Origin of the sequence: Brevibacillus sp. RS1.1, assembly GCF_013284365.1 — a bacterium.
GTDB classification, from domain to species: domain Bacteria; phylum Bacillota; class Bacilli; order Brevibacillales; family Brevibacillaceae; genus Brevibacillus; species Brevibacillus brevis_D.
Map to the genome: position 1 here is coordinate 17578 of NZ_JABSVA010000013.1, position 21322 is coordinate 38899.

Genomic DNA, 21322 nt, shown 5'->3' on the forward strand with positions numbered 1-21322 from the left:
TTGACTATCATCAATAGCGGGATGCTGATGGTCTTCCTTTTGCTGTTTATAATCGGTACGTTTAGTTTGCTCTTTTCTATATTTTATAACGAACAAAAACTGGAACTAAAAGCGCTTACTCAGCAAGAAGTAGAGGAATCCCAAACGGTTGCACCGGGTGAGACGAAACCTGATAATGCTAATTCAGCCAATCAAGGAATGTATTTCAATTATTTCTTGAAAGAAAACGGAGTACTGCTGGTGGTGGACGAATTTGCGCCTGACATGCGGGAAGCGATCATCGGATATGCAAAAAGGTGGAAACCGAATATCGTTGAAATCAAATACAAGACAATCGTAAACCAGACAAAGTCCGAGTTGCACCTTTTGATAGCTGCTCAAAATGTTTATCACGATGGCCAATTGATAGGCACAGTTTACTATGGAAAAGACGTTTCGTATTTGTGGAGCATGTTCCAGGGGCTTTTGGTCGTGTTGCTCGGGATGTCCGTGCTCTTTTTAGGGGTGGCTATCGTCACTGGCCAGTTTTTGACGAGTCGTGCCATGAAGCCGATTTTGCGATCCTACGAATTGCAGCGAGATTTTTTGGCGGATGCGTCCCATGAGCTAAGAACGCCGATTAGCATTTTGAATTCTGGACTCGAGCTAATTGGGATGGAGGATGGCGACAAGCTTTCCGCATTCTCGCATGAGCTCTTGCGAGACTTGCAAAAAGAAGCGAAGAGCGCGGCAAAAATGGTGGGCGATCTGTTGCTGCTCGCACGTACCGATTCCGGGGTGCAGGAAATTTCGATGGAAACCTTTGATTTTTCTGTAATGGCAGGACAAGTAATCCGTTCGATTCAAGGGTTCGCCGAATCACAGCAAGTCCGACTGAATTTGCACGGGCAGGACTCGATCATGCTGCATGCAGATCAGGAAAGGATCAAGCAGCTGCTATATATTTTGCTGGACAATGCGGTGAAATACACTCCGGAACAAGGAGAAATCACGCTCACCGTCAAGACAACGATGGTCGACTACAAGCCCAAGTTATGCATCATGGTGAAAGATACAGGGATCGGGATTGAGTCCGCCGATCTTTCGCAAATTTTTCACCGGTTTTATCGTGCAGATAAAAATCGGTCCCGACAATCAGGGGGGACAGGGTTGGGCCTTGCGATCGCCAAATGGATTATCGATGCTCACCGGGGGACCATACACGTCGAAAGCGTGCCTGGCGTTGGTAGCACCTTCACAGTTATTCTACCGATAAAGTAAGAAACTGTGGGAGATGCTTCTACGTCTCTTTTACGGTATTTTTCATGTGGCTTTCAAAATCCGGTGGTTTCCTGGAAGAAAAAAGTCATCTGCTACGAAAGGAACTTAGCATGAAACGAACACGTCGCCTGCGGACATGTGCTGGTGGTGTTGACGTTTCTGTTGCGAAATTCCCGAAGAATACAAAAGTAAAGAAGACGCCCTCGCAGTGAGAATATGTGGGCGTCTTCTTTACTTTTGAAATCATCATCAGTGTATTTTCCCGTAATGCTTGAGAAGGTTCTTCACGATCTTTGAAGAGCATAACGATTGAAAGACCCTACAGCTAGATTTTTGTTTTTGCTAACGTAGGGGAACGCTTTAATTGGATGAGACGGTTGGCGAAACTATCGATCTCGTGCACGCAGATACCAAAAAGCTGCTCTCGCCATGTGTAATGATTTTTGAGTTGCATCTGCGGCGGGAGGCAATTACCGGATTTCCCGACTATAAGACTCTGTGAATGTAGAGATAAACAAGGGATGGGGATTTTCATTTGTTTTTAATTGAAAGATAGTAGTATGTCTACATGACCGTTTAAAGAGAGGTGATCACAAAGGAATTGAGATGGTAATCGTCATATTCACTTTTTCATAGATAGGAGATTAAATAGAATGACAACTGCTAAAAACGTGTTACATTCATCAATTAGTAAGATTCCTCAATTAACACTTCTGTTCTGGATTATGAAGATTGCTGCGACAACCTTGGGAGAAACGGGTAGTGATTTAGTTACGGTTCCTGGAGCAGAAGATAACTATTTGATTCCGTTTCTCTTTTTCATTGGTGTTTTTGTAGTCTTTTTAACCATACAATTGTTAGTCAAGAAATATGTTGCACCCGTTTATTGGACTGTAATAACATCCACAAGCTTAGCGGGCACGGCATTTTCCGATTATATGGATCGCTCATTAGGGTTAGGATATATGAAGGGTTCTTTACTACTAATCAGTTTGCTGATTATTATTTTTCTTTTTTGGTATTTCACAGAGCCAACACTAAATGTTAAGAGTATTGCAACCAAACGAGTTGAAGTGCTTTATTGGATTGCCATTTTAATTTCGAACACGTTAGGTACGGCAGCTGGAGATTTTTTATCGCACCAGGCTGAAGGAGTCGGTAAGTTGGCTGGCGGAGGAAGCTTCCTTGAGCAAGGGTTGGGGCTCACCATTGCTCAAGGTGCGATGATAACAGGAGGGCTAATTTTAGTCGTCGTACTCGCGTATTTTCTAACTAAAATTAGTCGAGTTCTTTTATTCTGGTTAGCATTTGTATTGACACGTCCTTTTGGAGCAACATTTGGAGATTACTTGATTAAACCCCATGAAAAAGGTGGGCTTGGATTAGAGAATGGGACAGAAATTGCATCTGCCATTTTATTGGCCATTCTTGTAATCTGCATTCTTGTTGAGTACGCAACACGTAAAAATATATCTTCGAATATTTCGCCATCTGTTGAACATTAAATGTCGGCGTTTTATTCAGTGAACGGCACATTGTTCCATCCTCTTCATCCCCAATAGTCGATAGTGAAACTCAATCGACCAAAAATTACATCGCTTCCTACACCGCCACGAACTATAACGAAACAAGGAAAGGCACCCCAACGGGTGCCTTTCCTGTAATCTAAGAAGATATTTTTGGTCGCCTAAAAATTCAAACAAATATTCTGTGGGTACAATAGCTTTTTCGTATTTTAAGTCAGCAAGTGATTTCAGAAGAGTGTGTGAAGGCTCAAGTCGTAGGAATAGATGTATCTAAAGGATCAAGCATCGTTCTGGCTTTTGTTAAGAAAGAATGAATCTATCGCACGGGAAGTTGAAGGGCATTTCGAACGAGGGGAACGGTTTCTACGACTGGGAGAATTACTTAAGAGTTGAAGGTCCTTTCGGGAACGGACTGATCGTCGTTCTGAAAGCAATCGGTCATTACCAACGAGTGGAGGCCTCAGAATAAATCATTTTTACGAAAAGAAAAGAGGGTAAGTCCTACAAGCAAAAATGATCGTTTGCCGTAACAACGTTCTTCGTCACATGTATGCTATCCTTAGACTACCGCTGGAGTTATTGAACGAACTGATTCTCTTGATATGCCTTCTTTACCCTTTCAATTTGAGCAAGGTGGTCGCGGACATGTTCGACGTCGCATTCTAGTGAACCGCCACTGATCGTGAGTCTGAGTAAATATCGAAGTAGACAATTAATAACGGTCGACTGAAAACAGTCGACCGTTTACATACTTATTTATTTTCGCCGTTTACGATGCTAAGAGAATCGGTAAGTGCTGACGCACACTTGCGGGCATCCGGATTTTCTGAACGTACGGCTGCCAATGCAGCATCAATGGTTTCATCGATTTTGGTCCACGCAGGGTTATCAATTTTTCTCAGCGTAGGCTCCGCTACATCCCATTGATGTTCTAGATCATCGGCTCCTTTTTTCGCTGAAGCAAAGTCGTTTGCGTTAACATAGGTAAGCATCCTGTTTTCTATTGTAACAAAATTGGTTAATTTTCCAGCTAATGCTGCTTGTTTCGTATCGGTTTGCGGTTTTCTAGCTGCTGTCGTTTGTGGAGAATCGGTTTGTGAGGATGATTGATTTGCTTCGTTTAAGACACGTACCGAATCAGAAAGCACAGATTGGCACTGGATGGCATCAGGGGTTCCTGAACGTACAGCTGCCAATGCAATGTCAATTGTTTCATCAATCTTGGTCCATGTCGTTCCATCGATTTTTCTCAACACAGGCTCCGCTACATCCCATTGGTGTTCCAGATCGTCGGCTCCTTTATTCGCTAAAGCAAAGTCATTCGCATTTACGTTGGCAAGCAAATCATTTTCAATTTTAATAAATTCGGTTAATTGTCCGGTTAGTGTCGCTGGTGCAGAAGCAGCTTGCGATGCGATATGATTGCTTAACTCGACATAACCGCCTATACCAACAGCTAAGAAAATACAGAGTGCGGCTATGGTTTGCATCAACGCATTTTTCTTAATTCCATTTGTTTGTTCCGTATCTACTGCTTCCGTTTTTGCTAAACGATCAAATTTTGTCACTGCAAGAAAAACGATGATCGCTAAAATCGCTATAAGGAAAATGACACTTGTGACGGTTGTCCCCAAACCTAACCCGCCATTATTTTTTGCTTGAGATAGATAATCTCCAATTGATGCTCCGAGTGGACGAGTAAGAATATAAACAATCCAAAACGCTAATACTCCATCAAGGCTCAAAAAGCTCCAAGCCAAAAGTACACAAACGATGATCAAAATGACGGTTATTCCAGTGTATAGATAACCGAGACCGAGTTGCTCGGAAAACAAATCGCCGATAGCTGTACCAAGCGCAAAGGTGAAAAGAATGGTAAGCCAATAGAAAACCTCTCGTTTCCTCGTGTAAATCGAGTGAATGGAGAGTGTTTTTTCACTCCGATACCAAAAAAGAAACGTTAACCCTAGCAGTACGGAGAATACTGCTGTACTGGTCTCAAGAGGTACTCCAACATTGTCTGTCAAATTATCAGTAACCAACGTCCCAAATACGCTGATCAGCACAACCGTTACCCAATAAATGCCTGGAATATATTTCGTTGCTCGGAATTGTAGAAATAAAACAATGAAAAACGTGATTCCCATAGTAGCGGTAGTAAACATTAAACCAAATCCGAGATTAAAATTGAGGAAATCGGCAAATGTTTCACCGACAGTCGTACATAGGACCTTAATAATCCAGAAGAAAATCGTGACCTCAGGTACCTTGCTCTGTAAAATTTTCAATTTGTTTTGGTTGAGTGCCATATAGATGTTCCTTTCCAGGCAGTGATTTTTCACTGCTTATTTTCATTCACTGCGTTGTGAGAGCAAATTAACTGTAATACAGGAGAATTAAAAGAAGATTAAAAAGCTATCACACCAACAAGCTCAATGAGTGTAGGCTGTTCCGATGCAATCAAGGTCAAGCTTCTGAATCACGGAACTTTAGTATTCGGATGCAGAGAGGAAGTAAGGGATATTATGTTAGACACTAATGAATGGGGAGTATTGTGTGTTCGTACTTCACTACAAAGCAGGAATATATGGGTGCGATTACTCGATTAAAGCAATCAAAAAGGGATATTAGCACATTCTCAAGTTGTTTGCTCGCATGTAACTCCAGCAGCTTTCGAATAGGCTATTCGCAGTTTAGAGCTCACAAGCGAGGAGATAAGCGTAAGTCCATCTATCCGATGGCCAATCTTTCTTATACCAAGTTGGTTAATAACGGTAGGCTATTCAGTTTACGATTATCTGCAGTAATCCAATCAGTAAATGTAATCGATAACCGGTTAAGGGCTGCTTTTGTATCAGAAAAAATTGATAGCAATAGAGTAAAAACAAACCTCAACCCTCACCATTATGTGAGCGGAGAGGTTTGTTTCAGTTTTTACGAAATTAGAGTATTCACTTGAAAGAGTAAGTGGACATCCTAATCAAGTGGGGTGTATGGAAAAAAGTGAAGAAAATGCCTTTTTTGATTAATGGTATGCTCTAAATGAACATGTTAAATAACCTTCCAAAGCAATGATGGGAAGGTCTCACTAATGTATCATATTGAGAATTGAGCGATATCTTAGCGCTGCATGAGATAAGCTGTCATGGGGAAATCGCTTTTTAGGAAACAAACCCCTTTTGCGCCAGCAAATCTTCTGTAGCCTGCCACAATTTGTGCTGCATTGCAGCATCTCCCCCGGGATGTACCGGTTCAATTGGTTTTCCGGTCCCAACATTAAAGTACCCGCCTGTCATTTTTTGATATTCCGGCTCTACAATCAATCGTGTAATAATATCGGCTCCTCTTCGCGGATCTCCAAGACGAAGGGCTTTCAACAATCGTTCTAATGCGGATGCAAACCAAAGCTCTCGTCCTAGTCCGGTAACATTAAATCCTGGATTTAGCGCATTTACGCTGATTCCCGTACCTGCCCACCTTCTTGCCAATTCAGCAGTGAACATAATATTGAACAATTTGGTTTTTCCATAAATGGCGGATGAACCGCGAGCGGTAAAGGGAGTTGTATCTGTTAAATCTTCGGGGAGCTTTAAAACGCCGTGACGGCGTGAAGCTTCAGAGGCAACATTGACAACTTTAGCCTTCCCTGCGTTTTGTAGAGACGGTTTTATCGTATGTGACAACAGCCACTGCGATAAATAATTGACAGCAATCATTTCAGGAAGCCCCTCGGGAGTAATACGGGGCTCGAAGGCATGAATTCCCGCATTGTTCAACAGCACATCAATTTTAGGGTAAGCGGCTGCTATTTCACTGCCAACCCGTTTAACATCCTTTAATAGCGATAAATCTCCATAAAAAAAGTCAACCTTCGCTGATGATGTAATTGCTTCAATCTGTTTTCTAGTAGCTTCAGAACGTTCTTTACTCCTTGCAGTCAAGACAAGGTCAAAACCGCGTCTTGCCAATTCAATCGAGACAAGCTGTCCAAGACCGCTGGTGGCACCTGTTATAACAACCGTTGCTTTTTTAGTCATCATCATGTCTCCTTCATGTGATACAATTTTTTTGAATAAAAATAGGCGAGTTAGGGTGTTTAATTGACATATGTCCACCATATTGAGTTGATTGATATATGTCAATTAAAATTGAATGATTATATGATCGAAAGAAAGGTGAGTGAGGATGAACAATACTCCATCCAAAGATGAATCGAGGGAGAAACTGGAGATTGAGTTGGGCGAGCAGCTGAACGCACTCATCAGCGCTTCACATGCCCTAAATGTCAGATCTGCAGCGAAATTCGATTCCTCCTTACAGCCTGCAGCTTTCCATATTGTTCGCTGGCTGTACTCCTATGGCCCAACTAATGCTGCCACTTTAGCGGAATCAACTGCGATGGACCGAAGCTCGGTCAGTCGCCTTGTCAAACAGCTCCAGGCTCTGGGGTATGTGAGCAGAGAAGCTTCCCCAAATGATGGTCGTGAAATTGTGCTATCTCTTACCGAGCATGGACAACAAAAAATAATAGAAGCGCTTAAGGAGAAAGAGTCTGTTTTTTTTGAACGAATCTCGGACTGGAAAGATGAGGAGCTTCATAATTTCACCCAAATGCTTAAGCGCTTTAATGGATATGATCGTCGGATGAGAACGTAATCTTAGCAGTAGCCCTTTTGGAAGAACCCTCAAACAGAGGTGCCAAATTCCAATATGCAAATCCTAGGGTTTCATGGGTATGAATAGACGCACAGTAACAACAGCGGTAGTCTAAGCCTTTATTTTCAGGTCTTAAGTCGCCGCTGTTTCATTCTCCAACAAACAATGACAGTGACTTTAAACGGCTTTCCTCCCGCTTGACTCCAAGGAGTAAGAGAGAGTATAATCATCGCTATAAAGGAACGATCGTTCCGAAAAGAGAGAAACAGGCTTGTTTCTGAAATAATTTAGGCAGCAACCATCGAGTTTCAGGGACTCGATTTTTAAAAACTCTTTTCGGAACGATCATTCCAGAATGCGTTAAAAGTCTTAAAATCGGATAATATAGGAGGATCATTATTATGACTCAAAGATTAACAACAGCTTCCGGACATTATGTACCTGTGGGAGGCAACGTAAACTTATATGTGGAGGATGTCGGCAAAGGGAAGCCGGTTGTGTTCATACATGGCCTTCCTGTCGGGCAAGCCATGTATGAATACCAAAGAAACGTTCTTCCGTTCAAAGGCATTCGTTACATCGGTATTGATTTGAGAGGTTTCGGGAAATCTGACCGTCCGTTCAACGGCTATTCGTACAATCAGTTTGCGGATGACATTCGCCAGGTGTTTGAGCAGCTGGAGATTGAAAATGCGACACTGGTCGGCTTTTCGATGGGTGGGGCAGTTGCGGTGAGATATATGGCAAGACATCACGGTTATGGCGTTTCCAAGCTGCTGTTAGCCTCCGCCGCTACGCCTCTCTTCACGCAAAGACCGGATTATCCTTATGGCTTGCCGGTTGAGGTTGTAGAGTCTCTTGTAGAAGCTGCACAGCAGGATCGTCCACAGCTAATTGAAGGGTTCAACAGCTCTTTGTTCCATCAAAAGCCGAGCCAGGCTTTTGTCGACTGGTACAATCGGATGTCGCTTGAAACTGACCCCATGGCTCTTGCAATGTCGCTCAAGTGCCTTGCTTATGAAGATTCGCGGGAAGAATTGGCCCAAATTCATGTGCCCGTTCGTATTTTCCAAGGCAAGCATGATACAATGTCTTTTGAGCCTCAGATTAACGGGCTTCCAGATGCGAAAATCATCGTGTTTGAAGAAAGCGGCCATGGACTCGTGTTTGAAGAGAAGGACAAGTTTAACGTCGAGATCCTGAAGTTTGTAGAAGCTTAAGTGAAACTGGACTTTCACGCACCTTCCTAGCCGCTTAAGGTTGTTTTGGGAAGAGGTGGGGTATGAGCAGAAATAAAAGTTTTGAAATTCCAAAAGTATTGGATCTGGCAATCGACGTGTTTTGGGATAAAGGGTACGAGGGTTGTTCTATGCAGGATTTGGTTGAGCAGCTTGGACTTAGCCGAAGCAGCATTTATGAGACGTTTGGAAGTAAAGAGGACTTGTACCTTCAGGCGCTGGAGCGTTACGACCGGCAATCCAAACAGCATCTGGCGGCTATCTTGTATGAAGAAAGGCCGGCGAAAGAACTTCTACTGCGCTATTTTCACGAGGTCATCGAATATACGCGCCGCAGAAGCTGCTTTATGGTGAATGCCTCGTTAGAGCTGGCAGCTTCCCACCCGGAGGTATTTAAGCGGGTCCAAGTCAATATGGCTGAGAACGAGGAAGCCTTTTATCAACTGTTGGAACGTGCGGTGCAGACCGGTGAGTTGAAGGGAACCTGGGATTTGAAAGCATTGGCCCAATACCTGGTTAATGTTATGCACGGGATTACGGTGACCACGGTAACCGCGGAACGTGAAATGCTGGACAACATTGTGCGGAGTTCGCTTTACTTTCTACCGTAAGGCGTAAACAGGATAAAGAGCTGTACGACTGGAGCTGGGCTTCGGCGTGCAGCTTTTTTGGTTTATATAGTTTAGCTCGACCTTCTCCCGAGTGGTCCATAGTATCTCTGCTATGTCCCAAAAAGAATCCCACAATTAGTAACGCCGGTAATCCTTAGCGTACAAGATACCGGCGTTTTAGTGTTACTGATGTGTTTTCATGTTTCCAAGTTACTTTGCTGTCTGTGTCAGCTACGCTGGTTTTTGGACATTTTGCTTTGGTACTCCGCTTTTCGTAAAAAATCAACGGCACGGTCAGGGAAGTCTGTAAACACCCCGTCAACTCCTGCTGTGAAGTAGAACTGATCGAGCAGCTCCTCGAAGCTTGCTGCATAGGCAGGGATTTGTCCTTTATCCGCTCGGAAGGTGTATGGATGCACTTCCAGGTCAGCTTCATGAGCCTCTTTGACAAGATTGGTAATGATCAGGTGGTCTCTCGTCGACTCTTCTTTGATGATCATCGGTTTCCATGGCCCTACGCCGTCTGCGTATTTCGCAATCTCTTTCATTGCCCCTTTTTCAAACATCCAATCGTAGTTGTAGGGAACGGCCTTACCGTTTTCATAGATCATGGTTTCGTTCCAGCCCGTTTCCGCCATGAGCTGTACAAGCTTCACGTTCATATTCAATTGTGGATAGAGTTCCGTGCGAATCCGTTTTGCTTCATTGGGGTCGAAAGTCTGTATGTACGCTTTGTCATTCTTGGACACATAGCCGTACTTTTTCAACACCTGCAGCACTGCTAGGCTGATGTCCTTTCCTTCGTGTCTGTGGAACCAAGGAGCCTTGATCTCCGTATAAATCCCTACGTTACGACCCGTGCTTTTGTTCATACCCTGGATCAGTTCAATCTCTTCTTCCAGAGTGTGAACACTGAAGTTGGATTTCCAGAGTGGGAAGCGGTCCGGATAATCTTGTACCTGTTTGCCGTTTTCCACTGTGAAGACCTCTGTTGTCTTCAGTTTCTTGATCTCGTCAAGAGTGAAATCAATAACGTAGTACCTGCCGTCTTTTCGTTTTCGATCAGGGTAGACCTCCGCTACATTGGTTACGCTGTCCAGATAATGGTCGTGCATGATGAGCAGTTTGTTGTCCTTTGTCATGACCACGTCTTGTTCGATGTAGTCGACTCCCATCGCGTAAGCCATCGCTTTTGCGGGCAGCGTATGTTCCGGCAAGTATGCGCTCGCTCCGCGGTGGGCGATGACAATCTTATCCGCTTCGGCAAAGGATACGCTTCCAAAGCTTGTTGTAATAGCGAGAGCGGCTGCCAGGGATGTAACTAGTTTCTTCATGTCGTTCCTCCTCCATTTGGATGAAAAAAAGATCCACAAATTCCATTGGTAGGTTAAACCATACCAAATGAAATATTGTGAATCTCCTGATCTCCATCACAAAATATTATATTGTTTACTAATGTAAGGGATAAAGAAAGCGCTGTCAATAAATTGTTGGCGGCAGAGTCTTTCCTCCCTACAAAAAAACAGCGAGGCTGATCGCAGGACCAACTTCACTGTTTTTTCGTACATTAGAATGACAACTTACAACTTCACAGGCTCTCCTGCGAATACTTCCAATTCCATAGCTGCTGCAAAAAAGGAGGGAGCCTCCTTCACAAAAGCCTGAAAATGAGCGCTTGCATTGTGGGCTGCTACTGCGGCAGCGTCCTTCCACTTTTCTACCACGGTGTAGTGATATTCTTGCTCTGTGCTTTTCATAAGGGTGTATCCTACATTTCCTTCTTCCGCTTGGCTTGCAGCAACCAGGGCTTTGGCGGCTTGAAGGAAGGCTTCTTCCTGTGCGGGTATCACTTGCAGATGGGCATGTATAATAAGCATGGTTTTCTCCCTTTCTTCCAACGAATTCGAATTATTTCCAGGTTGTCACTGTCTCAACAGGGAGACGGTAAGAGGGGTATCCTTCCTTGGCTGCTTTCCCGATACTGATCAGCATGATCGGTTGATAGCGATCCTTGTCCAAATCCAGCGCTTCTGCTATTTGATCCTTTTCATAGCCGCCGATCGGGTTCGTGTCATAGCCGAATGAACGGCCAACCAGCATCAATTGCATGGATACGAGCCCGGCATCGATAAAATTGACATCGCGCAGGTCAGAAGCTGGTAGATTGGCGTAGTAAGGCTTTACGGCTTTCAGCTGCATGTCCTTCACGTCCTGCGGCATGTATCCGAGCTCGACAGCTTTTCCAAATATCTCGTCCATATATTCCGCATTATTCATGTCGACGAATACGGCAATGACGGCGGAAGAGGTGAGTACCTGCGTTTTGTTGAAGCGTGCTAGCTCTGCAAGCTTTTCTTTCCCTTCTTGACTTTCGATCACCACAAAGCGCCAAGGTTGCATGTTGACTGAAGATGGAGCACGTGTGGCTCCCGCTAAAATTTCAATCATTTCCTCGCGACTGATTTTTATTTCAGGATCATAAAGTTTGACAGAACGACGACCAAACGTGATCTCACGAAAATCATTTGTTCTTTGTATGGTGTTTTTCATGTAAAAAGACTCCTTTCTGGAACAATCAAATGTTGTTTTGCATGCGTTTGAGAAAATCAGTTAAGACCTGCGTTTCATCCTCGCTGAAGCCTTCCAGAATCTGCTGGATAAAATTTCGTTTCTCGCTTTTGTACCCTTCAATCCGATGATGGCCTTCTTCGGATAGACGAACGAAGGTTTCGCGGTTATCATTTGGATTTTTGTGTCGAGTTACCATACCATCGGCTTCCAGTTGCTTCAGGTGGCGTGTAATGGCAGCACTGTCGATATTGATGTGCTTTTGTAGCTGGGACTGATTGATTTCGTTGCATTCGCAAAGGATTTGCAAGATCGCGAGACGAGTAGAGCTGATTCCGGTACAGCGTTCGAACTTGGGACTTATTTTATTGGTTAATCCGATGAGCAGATTCAGTATTTGCTCCTCTTCAAATTCCTTGCGTGTCATGAAAAATGCCTCCCGGGGGCAATATGAATAGAAACTCAGTCATATATCCACAAGCAAATGACAACATACGGTCAGTTGAGCATGATAGCTTGATGATATTTGACGCATCAATGATTGATACGTCAATTAATATAACATCTTATTTCAGCGTTTGCAACATATGGTCTGCAAAAGTCGCTGGACGGTATGGTCATAGCAGAAGTTAAGTGATTCATACGAAGAGGGAATGGAGTAAGGGGAGAGGGGGTATCTTACTCCAATCGCAATTAATGGATAACAGAACGAAAGGAAGCTTCACTTGCTAGGCCCTGATGCGCCGAAATCAGTAGTGGTAAGCTTTACGAAGTAAGTGATGGGTACGGTGCTGAATGTTTGGTCCCAATCTTTTTTTACTTTCTCCCACGTTTTTGGATACTCGATTCGCAAACGTTCTCCGAATCCGGCAACATCCGCATGGAAATGGTTTTGCATTTTTGCTGTGACACTCTTGACCAGTTTCCGTACTTCCAATTCAGCCGCTTTTTCCACCCTTTTCAGGAATTCATTTTCAAAAGGATTTGCGTTCAACACCCAATTTTCAGACAAGCGTCCCTTTGAATTGATATGCACATCAAAGGAAATCTTGCTTCCGTCAACATGGGGAGTGATTTTGCTCTCCATGGTTTCAATCTCATAGATGATGAGTTGACCTGTCTCCTTGTCAAGGCTTCTCACTAGCCCTCCTTTACCTTTTCCGGTTATCCACGTTATGCCCTCCAAATCCATTTCGTTTAAAAATCCCGCCCATTTTTTTGTCTTTCCATTGATCACGGCTGCCCCCTCAAACTTCACTTCCTTGTTAGAAGCGGCAACATTTTGCAAGAGAAAGCTTGATTCGGAATTCAACTTGGCCGTTAATTTGGCGAGTGGCACAGGAGGTAAAATTTTGGCTGTTCGGTTTCGGTTATCTACGATTCCAAGCAAATTCAGTGCTGGCAATTCTCCCGGTTTTTTGGTTTCCAAGACATCGCGGGCATTCCCGTTACTAACCAATACCAAGCAGCTTGGACGTATTTCATTATCTCGCAGAAATAGATCCAGTAAAGATTCCAAACGATGTGTGTGTAACAGAGCCTCGCTAATCACAATGACTTTTAAGTGTGGGCTGAACAAGGGGGTATCATGACTCAATGAAAATTCACGGATGATTGGAAGGATAGATTCACCAGTTTGGGACGCATTCAAATATGCTTTTTGTTGTGGTCCTGCCGAACTGCTTTCTTTGCTTGTTGCTTTTGGGTTAATAAATTGATAGGTCATGGTGATTGTGTCAACGTGAGGAGGGCTCTTTCCCTGCTTTTCCAGCTTTTTTTCAACATTTGATTTGTTGCTGGCATCCAATGCCAAACCGATGCCCATACCCATCTTGTCGATATCGTTGCTGCTCCAGCATCCGGTCAGTAAGAAGAGCAGGAAAACAGATAACGATGTCAAGAGGAGGAGCCACTCACGATGATGACTTTGCTTCATGCTTACCCACCTTCCAGCCAGAAATAATAAGAAGGAGAAGGGGCATTACACCAAATAAGCAAAAGGCTGCATCGCCCACAAAATCTCCAAGTGCAAATACACTATTGATTTCTTTTGGAGTCATCGTAATGATGTAGATAACAGGCAGCAATCCGAATAGAAACGGCTCCATATTTTTCTTGAAGAGCTGGGCAAGGCCTAGAGCGGCTGAGTAGTAAGCCAACGTGAAAGTAGAAAAGATTTGCATAATCCATAATACGAGCAGCAACGATTCAAACCGTTCAAAGAGTAAACCGGTAATTTCAAAGCTTCGTATGAGATCAATGGTCGGCCATGTCCTTGTGACGACTCCATCGATTGAAAACGCCCCAATGACCATCACGACTGTCATCAGGTAAAAGATCAACGAGGCGCTAATTCCCACCACAACGGCTTTCACGCCTTTGTTTGGCTGTCTCATGTATACCACCAGAATCATCATTATTTCAGAACCGGTATAGGCGAGCGCAGTTGGTTTAATCCCATCGAACACCGGTTTCCACCCCAGCCCCAATACGGGACGAAGATGATCGATTTCAAAAATTTTTATGCTCATCAAGGAAACCACCAAAAAAAAGAGGACAGTAATTGGCAAGATAATCTCAAGCATACGGGCGAGACAATTGATGCCGCCTATGACAAGATAAAGAGCAACCCACAAAAATACCATAACAATGGCCCACATTGGGGTTTTCTCCAGCAAGTAAAAGGTTGTTACTTCAGCCATAGATCGGACTTGAAGAGATGAGGTCAAACAAAAATAACAGATGATCAGAAGGCTGAGCATCCTTCCAACCCATTCCCCTGCAATTTCCTGGCTGTATTCAAAAAACGTTTTCTCAGGGAACCGCTGGCTTAATTTTACAATGATTATCCCAGCGAGCATCGCGAGTAAACCGCCAATGAGGACACTTATCCAAACATCCGGTGTCTTTGCTTTTTCCACTGAGATTCTAGGCAGGGTAAGGATTCCCGCTCCCAATATAAAGTTGATGATGATCACTGCTGTTTGCGAGGTGGTGATCTGATCATTTCGGGTGGGTAACATTTTGGGCTTCACCTACTATACTGAGTGGCTATCCTTTGCGAGTCGGCTCTTTCGTATGCAGCATTTTTGGACGGCGTTTCATCATCATGAGTGGCATGCGCACCATAAAATCTTTCCAATCCCTTAACCGATAGGGAACAGCAGGAGTAACATAAGGTACACCAAAACTTTTTAGTTTTACCAAATGACTCGTAAGCAAGAGAAAAAACAAAATCACCCCGTACAATCCAAACATGGCTGCGGAGAACATGACCAAAAACCGAATGAGACGTAAGGAAATACCTAGGTTGTATGACGGAATGGCAAAGGAGGAAATAGCAGTGACAGCTACGACGATTACCATAATTGGGCTGACAATACCTGCTTGCACTGCAGCTTGACCAATAATCAGTCCACCGACAATCCCGATGGCAGGGCCGATTGGTTTCGGCAATCGAAGACCGGCTTCTCTCATAATCTCGATAGAAACTTCCATGATCAGTGCCTCCAACAGAGCGGGAAATGGAACTCCTTGTCGAGTGCTGATGATGGAAATAGCCAATTCGGTAGGAATTAACCCTTGATGAAAAGAGATAAAGGAAATATAGAGGGCCGGTATAAGTAAGGAAGAAAAGGCAGTGAAAAAGCGCAACAAGCGAATGAATGTGCTTGGAATCCAGCGCTCATAATAGTCTTCAGGCGATTGCAGGAGCATGCTGAACGTCACTGGAACGATTAAGGCAAAAGGAGTACCATCCAGCAAGATGGCCACTCGTCCTTCCATTAATGCACTGATGACGCGGTCAGGCCGTTCTGTGCTCTGCGCCTGCGGGAATGGGCTGAGATAATCATCTTCAATAAGTTGCTCCACATAGCCGGATTCCGGCACATGGTCAATTTTAATTTTCGTAATTCGATTTTTTACTTCTTCAACCAACGCGGGATTCGCAATCTCTTTCATATAGGCGATAATCAGCTCTTTTTTTGCACGCTCTCCCACCTGAAATTTTAGGAAGAGAAGATCTCCATTTTCACCGTGTCTGCGCAAGAGGGCGGTATTTTCGCTTAACGTTTCCGTGAAGCCTACTCTAGGGCCTCTAACCAAAGATTCTGAGACAGGTTCATCTATATTTCTTGTTTTTACTTTTACGGTATTAAGAAGGAGAGCATTTGCGGTCCCTTCAATCAACAGTGCCGTAAAGCCAGTCAATACTTTTGTCCTCAGATCGTATACATCCCGGCATTCCAGTATTTCATGGATGGAAAGCACATGATTGATGAAAAAATCTTTGGATACAGAAACGTCCCCCGAAGAATTCTCCTGTACCATCACTGCCACAGAATCATTCATGAGCGTTTTCAGAATAGTATTATCGATGAGATCGCGATCGGATAACCCATCTACAAAAATAATGGCAGCACGACTGGCAGTCTGTCCGAAAGAAAATTCGCGGATATGCACATCTGCGTTTTGGGCGATTTCCTGACGGATAAGATTCAAATTCGATAGGTAATCGTCTGTAAATGAAGCGATACTTTCCATCTATATCACTCTTCCTCCGTTGTACGAATCCAATGAAATAATCTTGAAATCGCATAAGGAACAAGAAAAACGACTGCGGCTTGAATAAAAACTGGCCAGGCAGGAAGATTTGAAACAATTGTTTTCCACATGGTTTTCCTCCTTTGCAGCTTCATTACAGTCGTAAAAAGAACTTGTCCTATTTTGTTCTAGCATGACAATTCTTATTCCAATCAGCTGGAAAATGTGGTATTCAATGTTCAGGTTAGGCCATGTTAAAACCACGCAGGTTATTCATTCCATAAAAAAGAAGGATAAAAATCACAACGATTTTCATCCTTCTTTTTGCTATTTTAATGATTTTTAACGACTTCCTGCCCACGTACATTCCACGTAAAGGCAAAAACAAGAGCAGCCAATACGCACGAAGCTGTCAGCAACATAAATCCTGCATCCCAGCCGGAGGCATCAACGATAACCCCCATCAATGCGTTCGCTGTGACTGTACCGCCCAGGTAACCAAACAGACCAGTAAGTCCTGCAGCGGTTCCGGCAGCCTTTTTCGGAACAAAATCAAGGGCTTGCAAACCAATCAGCATGACTGGACCGTAAATCAGGAAACCGATAGCGATCAGGCAAATCATATCGACTACGGAATTTCCAGGTGGGTTGAACCAGTAGACCAGAACAGCGATCAATACGCCGAGCATAAAGACAAACCCTGCGGGTCCACGGCGGCCCTTGAACAATTTATCGGACAGCCAGCCGCACAGGAGCGTTCCCGGGATACCTGCCCATTCGTACAGGAAGTAAGCAACGCTTGACTTGTTCATATCAAAGCCTTTTTCCTCACTCAAATAGGTCGGCGCCCAGTCCAGAACGCCGTAACGGACGAAGTAGACGAAGATGTTAGCAATCGCGATTGCCCAAACCCATTTGTTGTTCAACACATATTTGAAAAGGATTTCTTTTGTGGAGAATTCTGTTTCAAACGTTTTCTTCTCTTTATTTGGATAGTCATTGCGATATTCTTCAATAGGCGGCAGACCGACTGACTGCGGAGTATCGCGAATTAAGAAATACGTAATGAATCCAAAGACAATGGCAACCAGAGCAGGCAGGATAAATACGCCTTCATACCCGGAAGCGGCACTACCCGAAAACGTGGTGAACATGGCTGCACCTGCAACTGCGATAGGGGCCATCAAGCCTCCGCCAACGTTATGGGCTACATTCCAAATGGCTGTTTTGTTTCCTCTTTCACTTACACTAAACCAGTGTACGAGCACACGCCCGGATGGAGGCCAGCCCATTCCCTGGAACCAACCGTTCAGGAACAACATCACAAACATGATCGTGACGGATGAGGTGAAGTAAGGAACAACACCCATCAGTAAACTAATAAGTGCAGAAAGAATCAAACCGGCAGGCAAGAACATTCGCGGGTTGCTTCGGTCTGAAAAAATAGCCATTACAAACTTGCTGATCCCGTAGGAAATCGAAATGGCGGATAACGCAAAACCGAGCTCTGATTTTGTAAATCCTTCTTCAATCAAATAAGGCATGGCGAGCGAAAAGTTTTTGCGGATGAGATAGTACGCCGCATAACCGATGAAGATTCCGAGAAACACTTGAAGTCTGAGCTTTTTATACTCAGAATCAATTTGTTCGTCAGGCAATCTGTCAATCGGCGGTGCAGGCTTAAACAGTTTGAGCATCATATTCCTCCCCCTTGATGATTTCTAACAAAGACGGAGATGCACGTAAAAAAACCCATACTTTAATGGCGCTTTCAAAAATGAAAGTGCCAAAAAGTATGAGTCTCCGAATCTCCATCATAGTTAACTTGTCGTAAGTGTATTCTATTATTCTGTGAAAACGTTGTCAACGATGTTATTCTGGAGCATTAGAAAATTTTCCGCAAAAACGTAGTCGCCCTCTGTGAAAAGCCTCGATAGAGATTTTCTTATGTATATGTTATTCAAAAAAATACATTTTTTCCAAATATAAGTATATCTTTATATTAGCTCATTTGTATGAGGCATCTTTTTTGCACAAGTAAAAATGAAGGAGGCTTTGTTTGATGTATTTTTTGATGAGAAAAGCAGGAGTTTTGGTAGTACTATCGCTTCTCTTAATTTTTTCGCTATTCCCGCAGTCTTCTCACGCCATGACACCGTGGACTCCCAACACCGTATACAAGGTAGGAGACATGGTTACGTATCAAGGGCAAGATTACAAATGTACATTTGCTCATACATCTCTTGTCGGGTGGGAACCGCCTAACGTACCGACACTGTGGCAGCTGCAAGGTCCCTCTGCTCCCGATACCATTCCACCTACGTCTCCCACAAATCTTAGTGAAGTAGGGAAAACGAGTAGTTCAGTTAGCTTGTCTTGGTCAGCTTCTACGGATGATAGAGCTGTTAAGGAGTATCTCGTCTACAACGGAGATACACTCGCTGGTATATCGAGTACACCATCCTATACCGTGACAGGGCTTCTAGCAAATACGACATATTCATTCACGATCCAGGCAAAAGATGCCGCAGGCAATGTATCCCCACCCAGCGCCTCGATAACGGTAACCACTTTATCTACATCCCCGAATGAACCGGTGTCCAAACGAGTTTTGATCGGCTACTGGCATAATTTTGACAATGGTTCAACAGTACTCAAGCTAAGAGATGTCTCAGATAAATACGATGTAATCAATGTTGCGTTCGCTGAACCAGTCGGTGGCGATCATGCGACAATGGGATTCGTGCCGTTCAATGCATCCGTTGAGGAATTTAAGTCGGATATCGCCTTGTTACAGTCAAAGGGGAAGAAGGTACTCATCTCGATTGGCGGAGCGAATGGTACAGTCGAGCTGACGACGGAAGCTGCCAAACAAAGTTTTATTACCTCGATGACCTCTATTATTCAAACGTACGGGTTTGATGGTATGGATATTGATCTGGAAGGAAGCTCCTTGTCGCTAAATGCGGGGGACACTGATTTTAGAAATCCGACAACGCCCAAAATTATAAACTTGATCGCAGCGACTCAGACGATCACGAATACATTTGGCCCATCTTTCATTTTGACAATGGCGCCAGAAACGGCTTATGTCCAAGGAGGTTACGCTGCCTATGGTGGGCCGTGGGGCGCTTACCTGCCTGTGATTCATGCCCTTCGCGACCGGATGAATTATATCCACGTTCAGCACTATAATTCTGGAGCGCTGGAAGCATTGGATGGTCGTACGTATCAACAAGGAACGGCTGATTTTCAAGTAGCGATGGCAGAAATGCTATTGAAAGGATTCCCTATCGGGCGGAATCCAAACAACATGTTTCCAGCCTTGAGGGAAAACCAAGTCGCGATCGGGCTGCCTTCTGCTCCAAGTGCTGCCGGGGGAGGCTATACGTCTCCTGCCGATATCCAGAAAGCCCTTCACTATTTGGTAAAGGGTACGTCTTTTGGGGGAACCTACAAACTCCAAAATCCAGCTGGTTATCCGCAGTTCCAAGGAGTTATGACCTGGTCTATCAACTGGGATGCTAGAAATAACTATTCGTTTGCCAATCATGTTCGCACTTCGCTTGATTCGTTGAGCCAGTAATGACGGAATCTTTGAAAAAACCCACCCGCTCTCACGGGTGGGTGTCATTGCTATTAGGCAAGTTTAATCTGAGCACGACTATCCTTTATAAGTAAGGATATAAAAGTCTGATGTAGCGGTTGTAATGACCCAACCTGGTGGTATTGGGGTAGTTTTTGCGGTCTGTACTGTCGTTCCATAGCTTGCCCCTCCTACGTACATCCATACAAAGAAATCGGAAGTGGCTTGGGTGATCACCCAATTTTCCGGAATTCGAGTGATCTTTGCGGTCTGTACTCTCTGCCCAAAACTTGCCCCTCCTACATACATCAGTTGATAGAAATCCGATGTTGCCAGAGTGATCACCCAGTTTTCTGGAACTTGGGTTATTTTTGCGGTCTGAACTTTATATCCGAAACTAGCACCTCCCACATACTTCCATACAAAGAAATCGCTTGTTGCAACAGTGATCACCCAGTCCTTTGGAATGGGGGTCGTTCTAACAGTTTGTACTGTTTGACCCAAACTTGCTCCACCTACATATTGGATGACGTAGTAGTCACTCATTACTGTTGTAATGACCCAATCTGGGGGAATCGGAGTCGATTTTGAAATCTGCTTTGTAGCTCCAAAACTAACACTAGTTATTCCTGATACTTTACGAGAGTCGGTAGATTTATTTCGAAGTAGCGTTTCCTGAGAAGGTGTTGTGAGTTCAGCAGCCTGGGTAGGAATGGATAGAGACATTGTTGCTACTAATAGACCCAAAGCAGAAACCATACTTTTTTTGAGCATGAACAAAACACTCCCTTGTGGAAAAAAATGTATGTATGAATTCGCTTTTGTCTCAATGAATTCCTTCAACCATCATGGCGGGATTTGGTGTCACAAGGTCGAACATCGCTTCTCTCATTCGAATCAGAGTTGTTGACACATCGACAATTCCCGATATAATAATGCGTATGGATCCAATTGAAATTTTTAAAGCGCTGTCCAACGAGTCTAGACTCCAAATTCTACATTGGTTAAAAGAGCCTGAAAAACATTTTATACCTCATGAAGGAGTGGATATGAGAAAGATCGGGGTATGCGTCAGTCAAATCACTGAGAAATTGAATATGACTCAGTCAACTGCGTCCCAATATTTGTCCATTCTCCAACGCGCTGGGCTAATCAAGACGGAGCGTATTGGGAAATATACGTACTATACCAGGGACGAGGAAAAAATACGTGAAATAGGTGCTTTTTTTAGCAGTCAAATATGATCGAATAAGACTGAATGCTTCATGGAGTATTCAGTTTTATTCCGAGTTTTATATCGACATATCTTAATATGTCTAAATTTCGAGGGGT

At 43.9% G+C, this 21322-nt stretch carries 19 protein-coding genes; 7 read left to right on the top strand and 12 right to left on the bottom strand.

What is annotated here, in order from left to right; genetic code table 11:
• Both HP570_RS26150 and HP570_RS26155 read left to right on the top strand, forming a co-directional pair.
• Window positions 1–1260 carry a sensor histidine kinase gene (locus HP570_RS26150; protein WP_254495478.1) on the top strand — a complete coding sequence of 420 codons (1260 nt, stop codon included), beginning with the start codon at window positions 1–3 and terminating at the stop codon, window positions 1258–1260.
• Window positions 1261–1913: 653 nt separating this feature from the next.
• Window positions 1914–2765 (top strand): COG4705 family protein, encoded by an 852-nt coding sequence (locus tag HP570_RS26155; RefSeq protein WP_173627638.1) that lies wholly within the window; start codon window positions 1914–1916, stop codon window positions 2763–2765.
• Between the two features lie 773 nt (window positions 2766–3538).
• Here the strand turns inward: HP570_RS26155 and HP570_RS26160 are convergent.
• Both HP570_RS26160 and HP570_RS26165 read right to left on the bottom strand, forming a co-directional pair.
• Window positions 3539–5095: a COG4705 family protein gene (locus HP570_RS26160; RefSeq protein WP_173627639.1), complete on the bottom strand. Its 1557-nt coding sequence runs from the start codon at window positions 5093–5095 to the stop codon at window positions 3539–3541.
• A gap of 852 nt (window positions 5096–5947) precedes the next feature.
• Window positions 5948–6823 (bottom strand): SDR family NAD(P)-dependent oxidoreductase, encoded by an 876-nt coding sequence (locus tag HP570_RS26165; RefSeq protein ID WP_173627640.1) that lies wholly within the window; start codon window positions 6821–6823, stop codon window positions 5948–5950.
• A gap of 148 nt (window positions 6824–6971) precedes the next feature.
• On the opposite strand from HP570_RS26165, the gene HP570_RS26170 reads away from it, so the two are divergent.
• From HP570_RS26170 to HP570_RS26180, 3 genes are all read left to right on the top strand, one after another.
• The gene (locus tag HP570_RS26170; RefSeq protein ID WP_173627641.1) at window positions 6972–7442 is read left to right on the top strand and encodes a MarR family winged helix-turn-helix transcriptional regulator; all 471 of its coding nucleotides are present in this window, start codon (window positions 6972–6974) and stop codon (window positions 7440–7442) included.
• Window positions 7443–7843: 401 nt separating this feature from the next.
• Window positions 7844–8662, top strand: a complete 819-nt coding sequence (locus HP570_RS26175) for an alpha/beta fold hydrolase (protein WP_173627642.1) — start codon at window positions 7844–7846, stop codon at window positions 8660–8662.
• 62 nt (window positions 8663–8724) lie between these two features.
• Window positions 8725–9291 (top strand): TetR/AcrR family transcriptional regulator, encoded by a 567-nt coding sequence (locus HP570_RS26180; protein WP_173627643.1) that lies wholly within the window; start codon window positions 8725–8727, stop codon window positions 9289–9291.
• A gap of 227 nt (window positions 9292–9518) precedes the next feature.
• Here the strand turns inward: HP570_RS26180 and glpQ are convergent, their stop codons facing one another.
• The 9 genes from glpQ to glpT form a co-directional block, all read right to left on the bottom strand.
• Window positions 9519–10625: a glycerophosphodiester phosphodiesterase gene (glpQ, locus tag HP570_RS26185; RefSeq protein ID WP_173627644.1), complete on the bottom strand. Its 1107-nt coding sequence runs from the start codon at window positions 10623–10625 to the stop codon at window positions 9519–9521.
• A 246-nt stretch (window positions 10626–10871) separates the two neighbouring features.
• Window positions 10872–11168: a putative quinol monooxygenase gene (locus HP570_RS26190; RefSeq protein WP_142498825.1), complete on the bottom strand. Its 297-nt coding sequence runs from the start codon at window positions 11166–11168 to the stop codon at window positions 10872–10874.
• Between the two features lie 31 nt (window positions 11169–11199).
• Entirely contained in the window at window positions 11200–11841 is a 642-nt protein-coding gene (locus HP570_RS26195) for a nitroreductase family protein (RefSeq protein ID WP_173627645.1), read from the bottom strand.
• A gap of 25 nt (window positions 11842–11866) precedes the next feature.
• Window positions 11867–12286 (bottom strand): MarR family winged helix-turn-helix transcriptional regulator, encoded by a 420-nt coding sequence (locus HP570_RS26200; protein ID WP_007723602.1) that lies wholly within the window; start codon window positions 12284–12286, stop codon window positions 11867–11869.
• A 294-nt stretch (window positions 12287–12580) separates the two neighbouring features.
• Window positions 12581–13795 carry a Ger(x)C family spore germination protein gene (locus HP570_RS26205; RefSeq protein WP_173627646.1) on the bottom strand — a complete coding sequence of 405 codons (1215 nt, stop codon included), beginning with the start codon at window positions 13793–13795 and terminating at the stop codon, window positions 12581–12583.
• Window positions 13773–14882, bottom strand: a complete 1110-nt coding sequence (locus HP570_RS26210) for a spore germination protein (RefSeq protein ID WP_173627647.1) — start codon at window positions 14880–14882, stop codon at window positions 13773–13775. The genes HP570_RS26205 and HP570_RS26210 overlap by 23 nt, the downstream gene beginning before the upstream one ends.
• Window positions 14883–14910: 28 nt before the next feature.
• Complete coding sequence (locus HP570_RS26215; RefSeq protein ID WP_173627648.1) at window positions 14911–16404, bottom strand: spore germination protein; 1494 nt, start codon at window positions 16402–16404, stop codon at window positions 14911–14913.
• A gap of 5 nt (window positions 16405–16409) precedes the next feature.
• Window positions 16410–16535, bottom strand: coding sequence for a hypothetical protein (locus HP570_RS29850; protein ID WP_012684041.1), 126 nt, complete (start codon window positions 16533–16535; stop codon window positions 16410–16412).
• A 201-nt stretch (window positions 16536–16736) separates the two neighbouring features.
• On the bottom strand, window positions 16737–18101 hold the full coding sequence (gene glpT / locus HP570_RS26220) for a glycerol-3-phosphate transporter (protein WP_173627690.1): 1365 nt from the start codon (window positions 18099–18101) through the stop codon (window positions 16737–16739).
• Window positions 18102–18466: 365 nt separating this feature from the next.
• On the opposite strand from glpT, the gene HP570_RS26225 reads away from it, so the two are divergent.
• Window positions 18467–19990 (top strand): chitinase, encoded by a 1524-nt coding sequence (locus tag HP570_RS26225; RefSeq protein ID WP_173627649.1) that lies wholly within the window; start codon window positions 18467–18469, stop codon window positions 19988–19990.
• Window positions 19991–20068: 78 nt separating this feature from the next.
• On the opposite strand, the gene HP570_RS26230 is transcribed toward HP570_RS26225, so the two are convergent.
• On the bottom strand, window positions 20069–20764 hold the full coding sequence (locus tag HP570_RS26230; RefSeq protein ID WP_012684044.1) for a hypothetical protein: 696 nt from the start codon (window positions 20762–20764) through the stop codon (window positions 20069–20071).
• Window positions 20765–20931: 167 nt separating this feature from the next.
• Here HP570_RS26230 and HP570_RS26235 point away from each other — a divergent pair, with 167 nt between their 5' ends.
• Window positions 20932–21234 (top strand): ArsR/SmtB family transcription factor, encoded by a 303-nt coding sequence (locus HP570_RS26235; protein WP_064203332.1) that lies wholly within the window; start codon window positions 20932–20934, stop codon window positions 21232–21234.
• Window positions 21235–21322: the final 88 nt, after the last annotated feature.

What these genes read in the sequence shown, in the direction of transcription:
- HP570_RS26225 (WP_173627649.1), top strand. Translation starts at nt 18,467, where the DNA reads ATGTATTTTTTGATGAGAAAAGCAGGAGTTTTGGTAGTACTATCGCTT.
- HP570_RS26170 (WP_173627641.1), top strand. Translation starts at nt 6,972, where the DNA reads ATGAACAATACTCCATCCAAAGATGAATCGAGGGAGAAACTGGAGATT.
- HP570_RS26195 (WP_173627645.1), bottom strand. Translation starts at nt 11,841, where the DNA reads ATGAAAAACACCATACAAAGAACAAATGATTTTCGTGAGATCACGTTT.
- HP570_RS26200 (WP_007723602.1), bottom strand. Translation starts at nt 12,286, where the DNA reads ATGACACGCAAGGAATTTGAAGAGGAGCAAATACTGAATCTGCTCATC.
- HP570_RS26215 (WP_173627648.1), bottom strand. Translation starts at nt 16,404, where the DNA reads ATGGAAAGTATCGCTTCATTTACAGACGATTACCTATCGAATTTGAAT.
- HP570_RS26210 (WP_173627647.1), bottom strand. Translation starts at nt 14,882, where the DNA reads ATGTTACCCACCCGAAATGATCAGATCACCACCTCGCAAACAGCAGTG.
- HP570_RS26165 (WP_173627640.1), bottom strand. Translation starts at nt 6,823, where the DNA reads ATGACTAAAAAAGCAACGGTTGTTATAACAGGTGCCACCAGCGGTCTT.
- HP570_RS26180 (WP_173627643.1), top strand. Translation starts at nt 8,725, where the DNA reads ATGAGCAGAAATAAAAGTTTTGAAATTCCAAAAGTATTGGATCTGGCA.
- HP570_RS29850 (WP_012684041.1), bottom strand. Translation starts at nt 16,535, where the DNA reads ATGTGGAAAACAATTGTTTCAAATCTTCCTGCCTGGCCAGTTTTTATT.
- glpT (WP_173627690.1), bottom strand. Translation starts at nt 18,101, where the DNA reads ATGCTCAAACTGTTTAAGCCTGCACCGCCGATTGACAGATTGCCTGAC.
- HP570_RS26190 (WP_142498825.1), bottom strand. Translation starts at nt 11,168, where the DNA reads ATGCTTATTATACATGCCCATCTGCAAGTGATACCCGCACAGGAAGAA.
- HP570_RS26205 (WP_173627646.1), bottom strand. Translation starts at nt 13,795, where the DNA reads ATGAAGCAAAGTCATCATCGTGAGTGGCTCCTCCTCTTGACATCGTTA.
- HP570_RS26160 (WP_173627639.1), bottom strand. Translation starts at nt 5,095, where the DNA reads ATGGCACTCAACCAAAACAAATTGAAAATTTTACAGAGCAAGGTACCT.
- HP570_RS26155 (WP_173627638.1), top strand. Translation starts at nt 1,914, where the DNA reads ATGACAACTGCTAAAAACGTGTTACATTCATCAATTAGTAAGATTCCT.
- HP570_RS26230 (WP_012684044.1), bottom strand. Translation starts at nt 20,764, where the DNA reads ATGCTCAAAAAAAGTATGGTTTCTGCTTTGGGTCTATTAGTAGCAACA.
- HP570_RS26235 (WP_064203332.1), top strand. Translation starts at nt 20,932, where the DNA reads ATGGATCCAATTGAAATTTTTAAAGCGCTGTCCAACGAGTCTAGACTC.
- glpQ (WP_173627644.1), bottom strand. Translation starts at nt 10,625, where the DNA reads ATGAAGAAACTAGTTACATCCCTGGCAGCCGCTCTCGCTATTACAACA.
- HP570_RS26175 (WP_173627642.1), top strand. Translation starts at nt 7,844, where the DNA reads ATGACTCAAAGATTAACAACAGCTTCCGGACATTATGTACCTGTGGGA.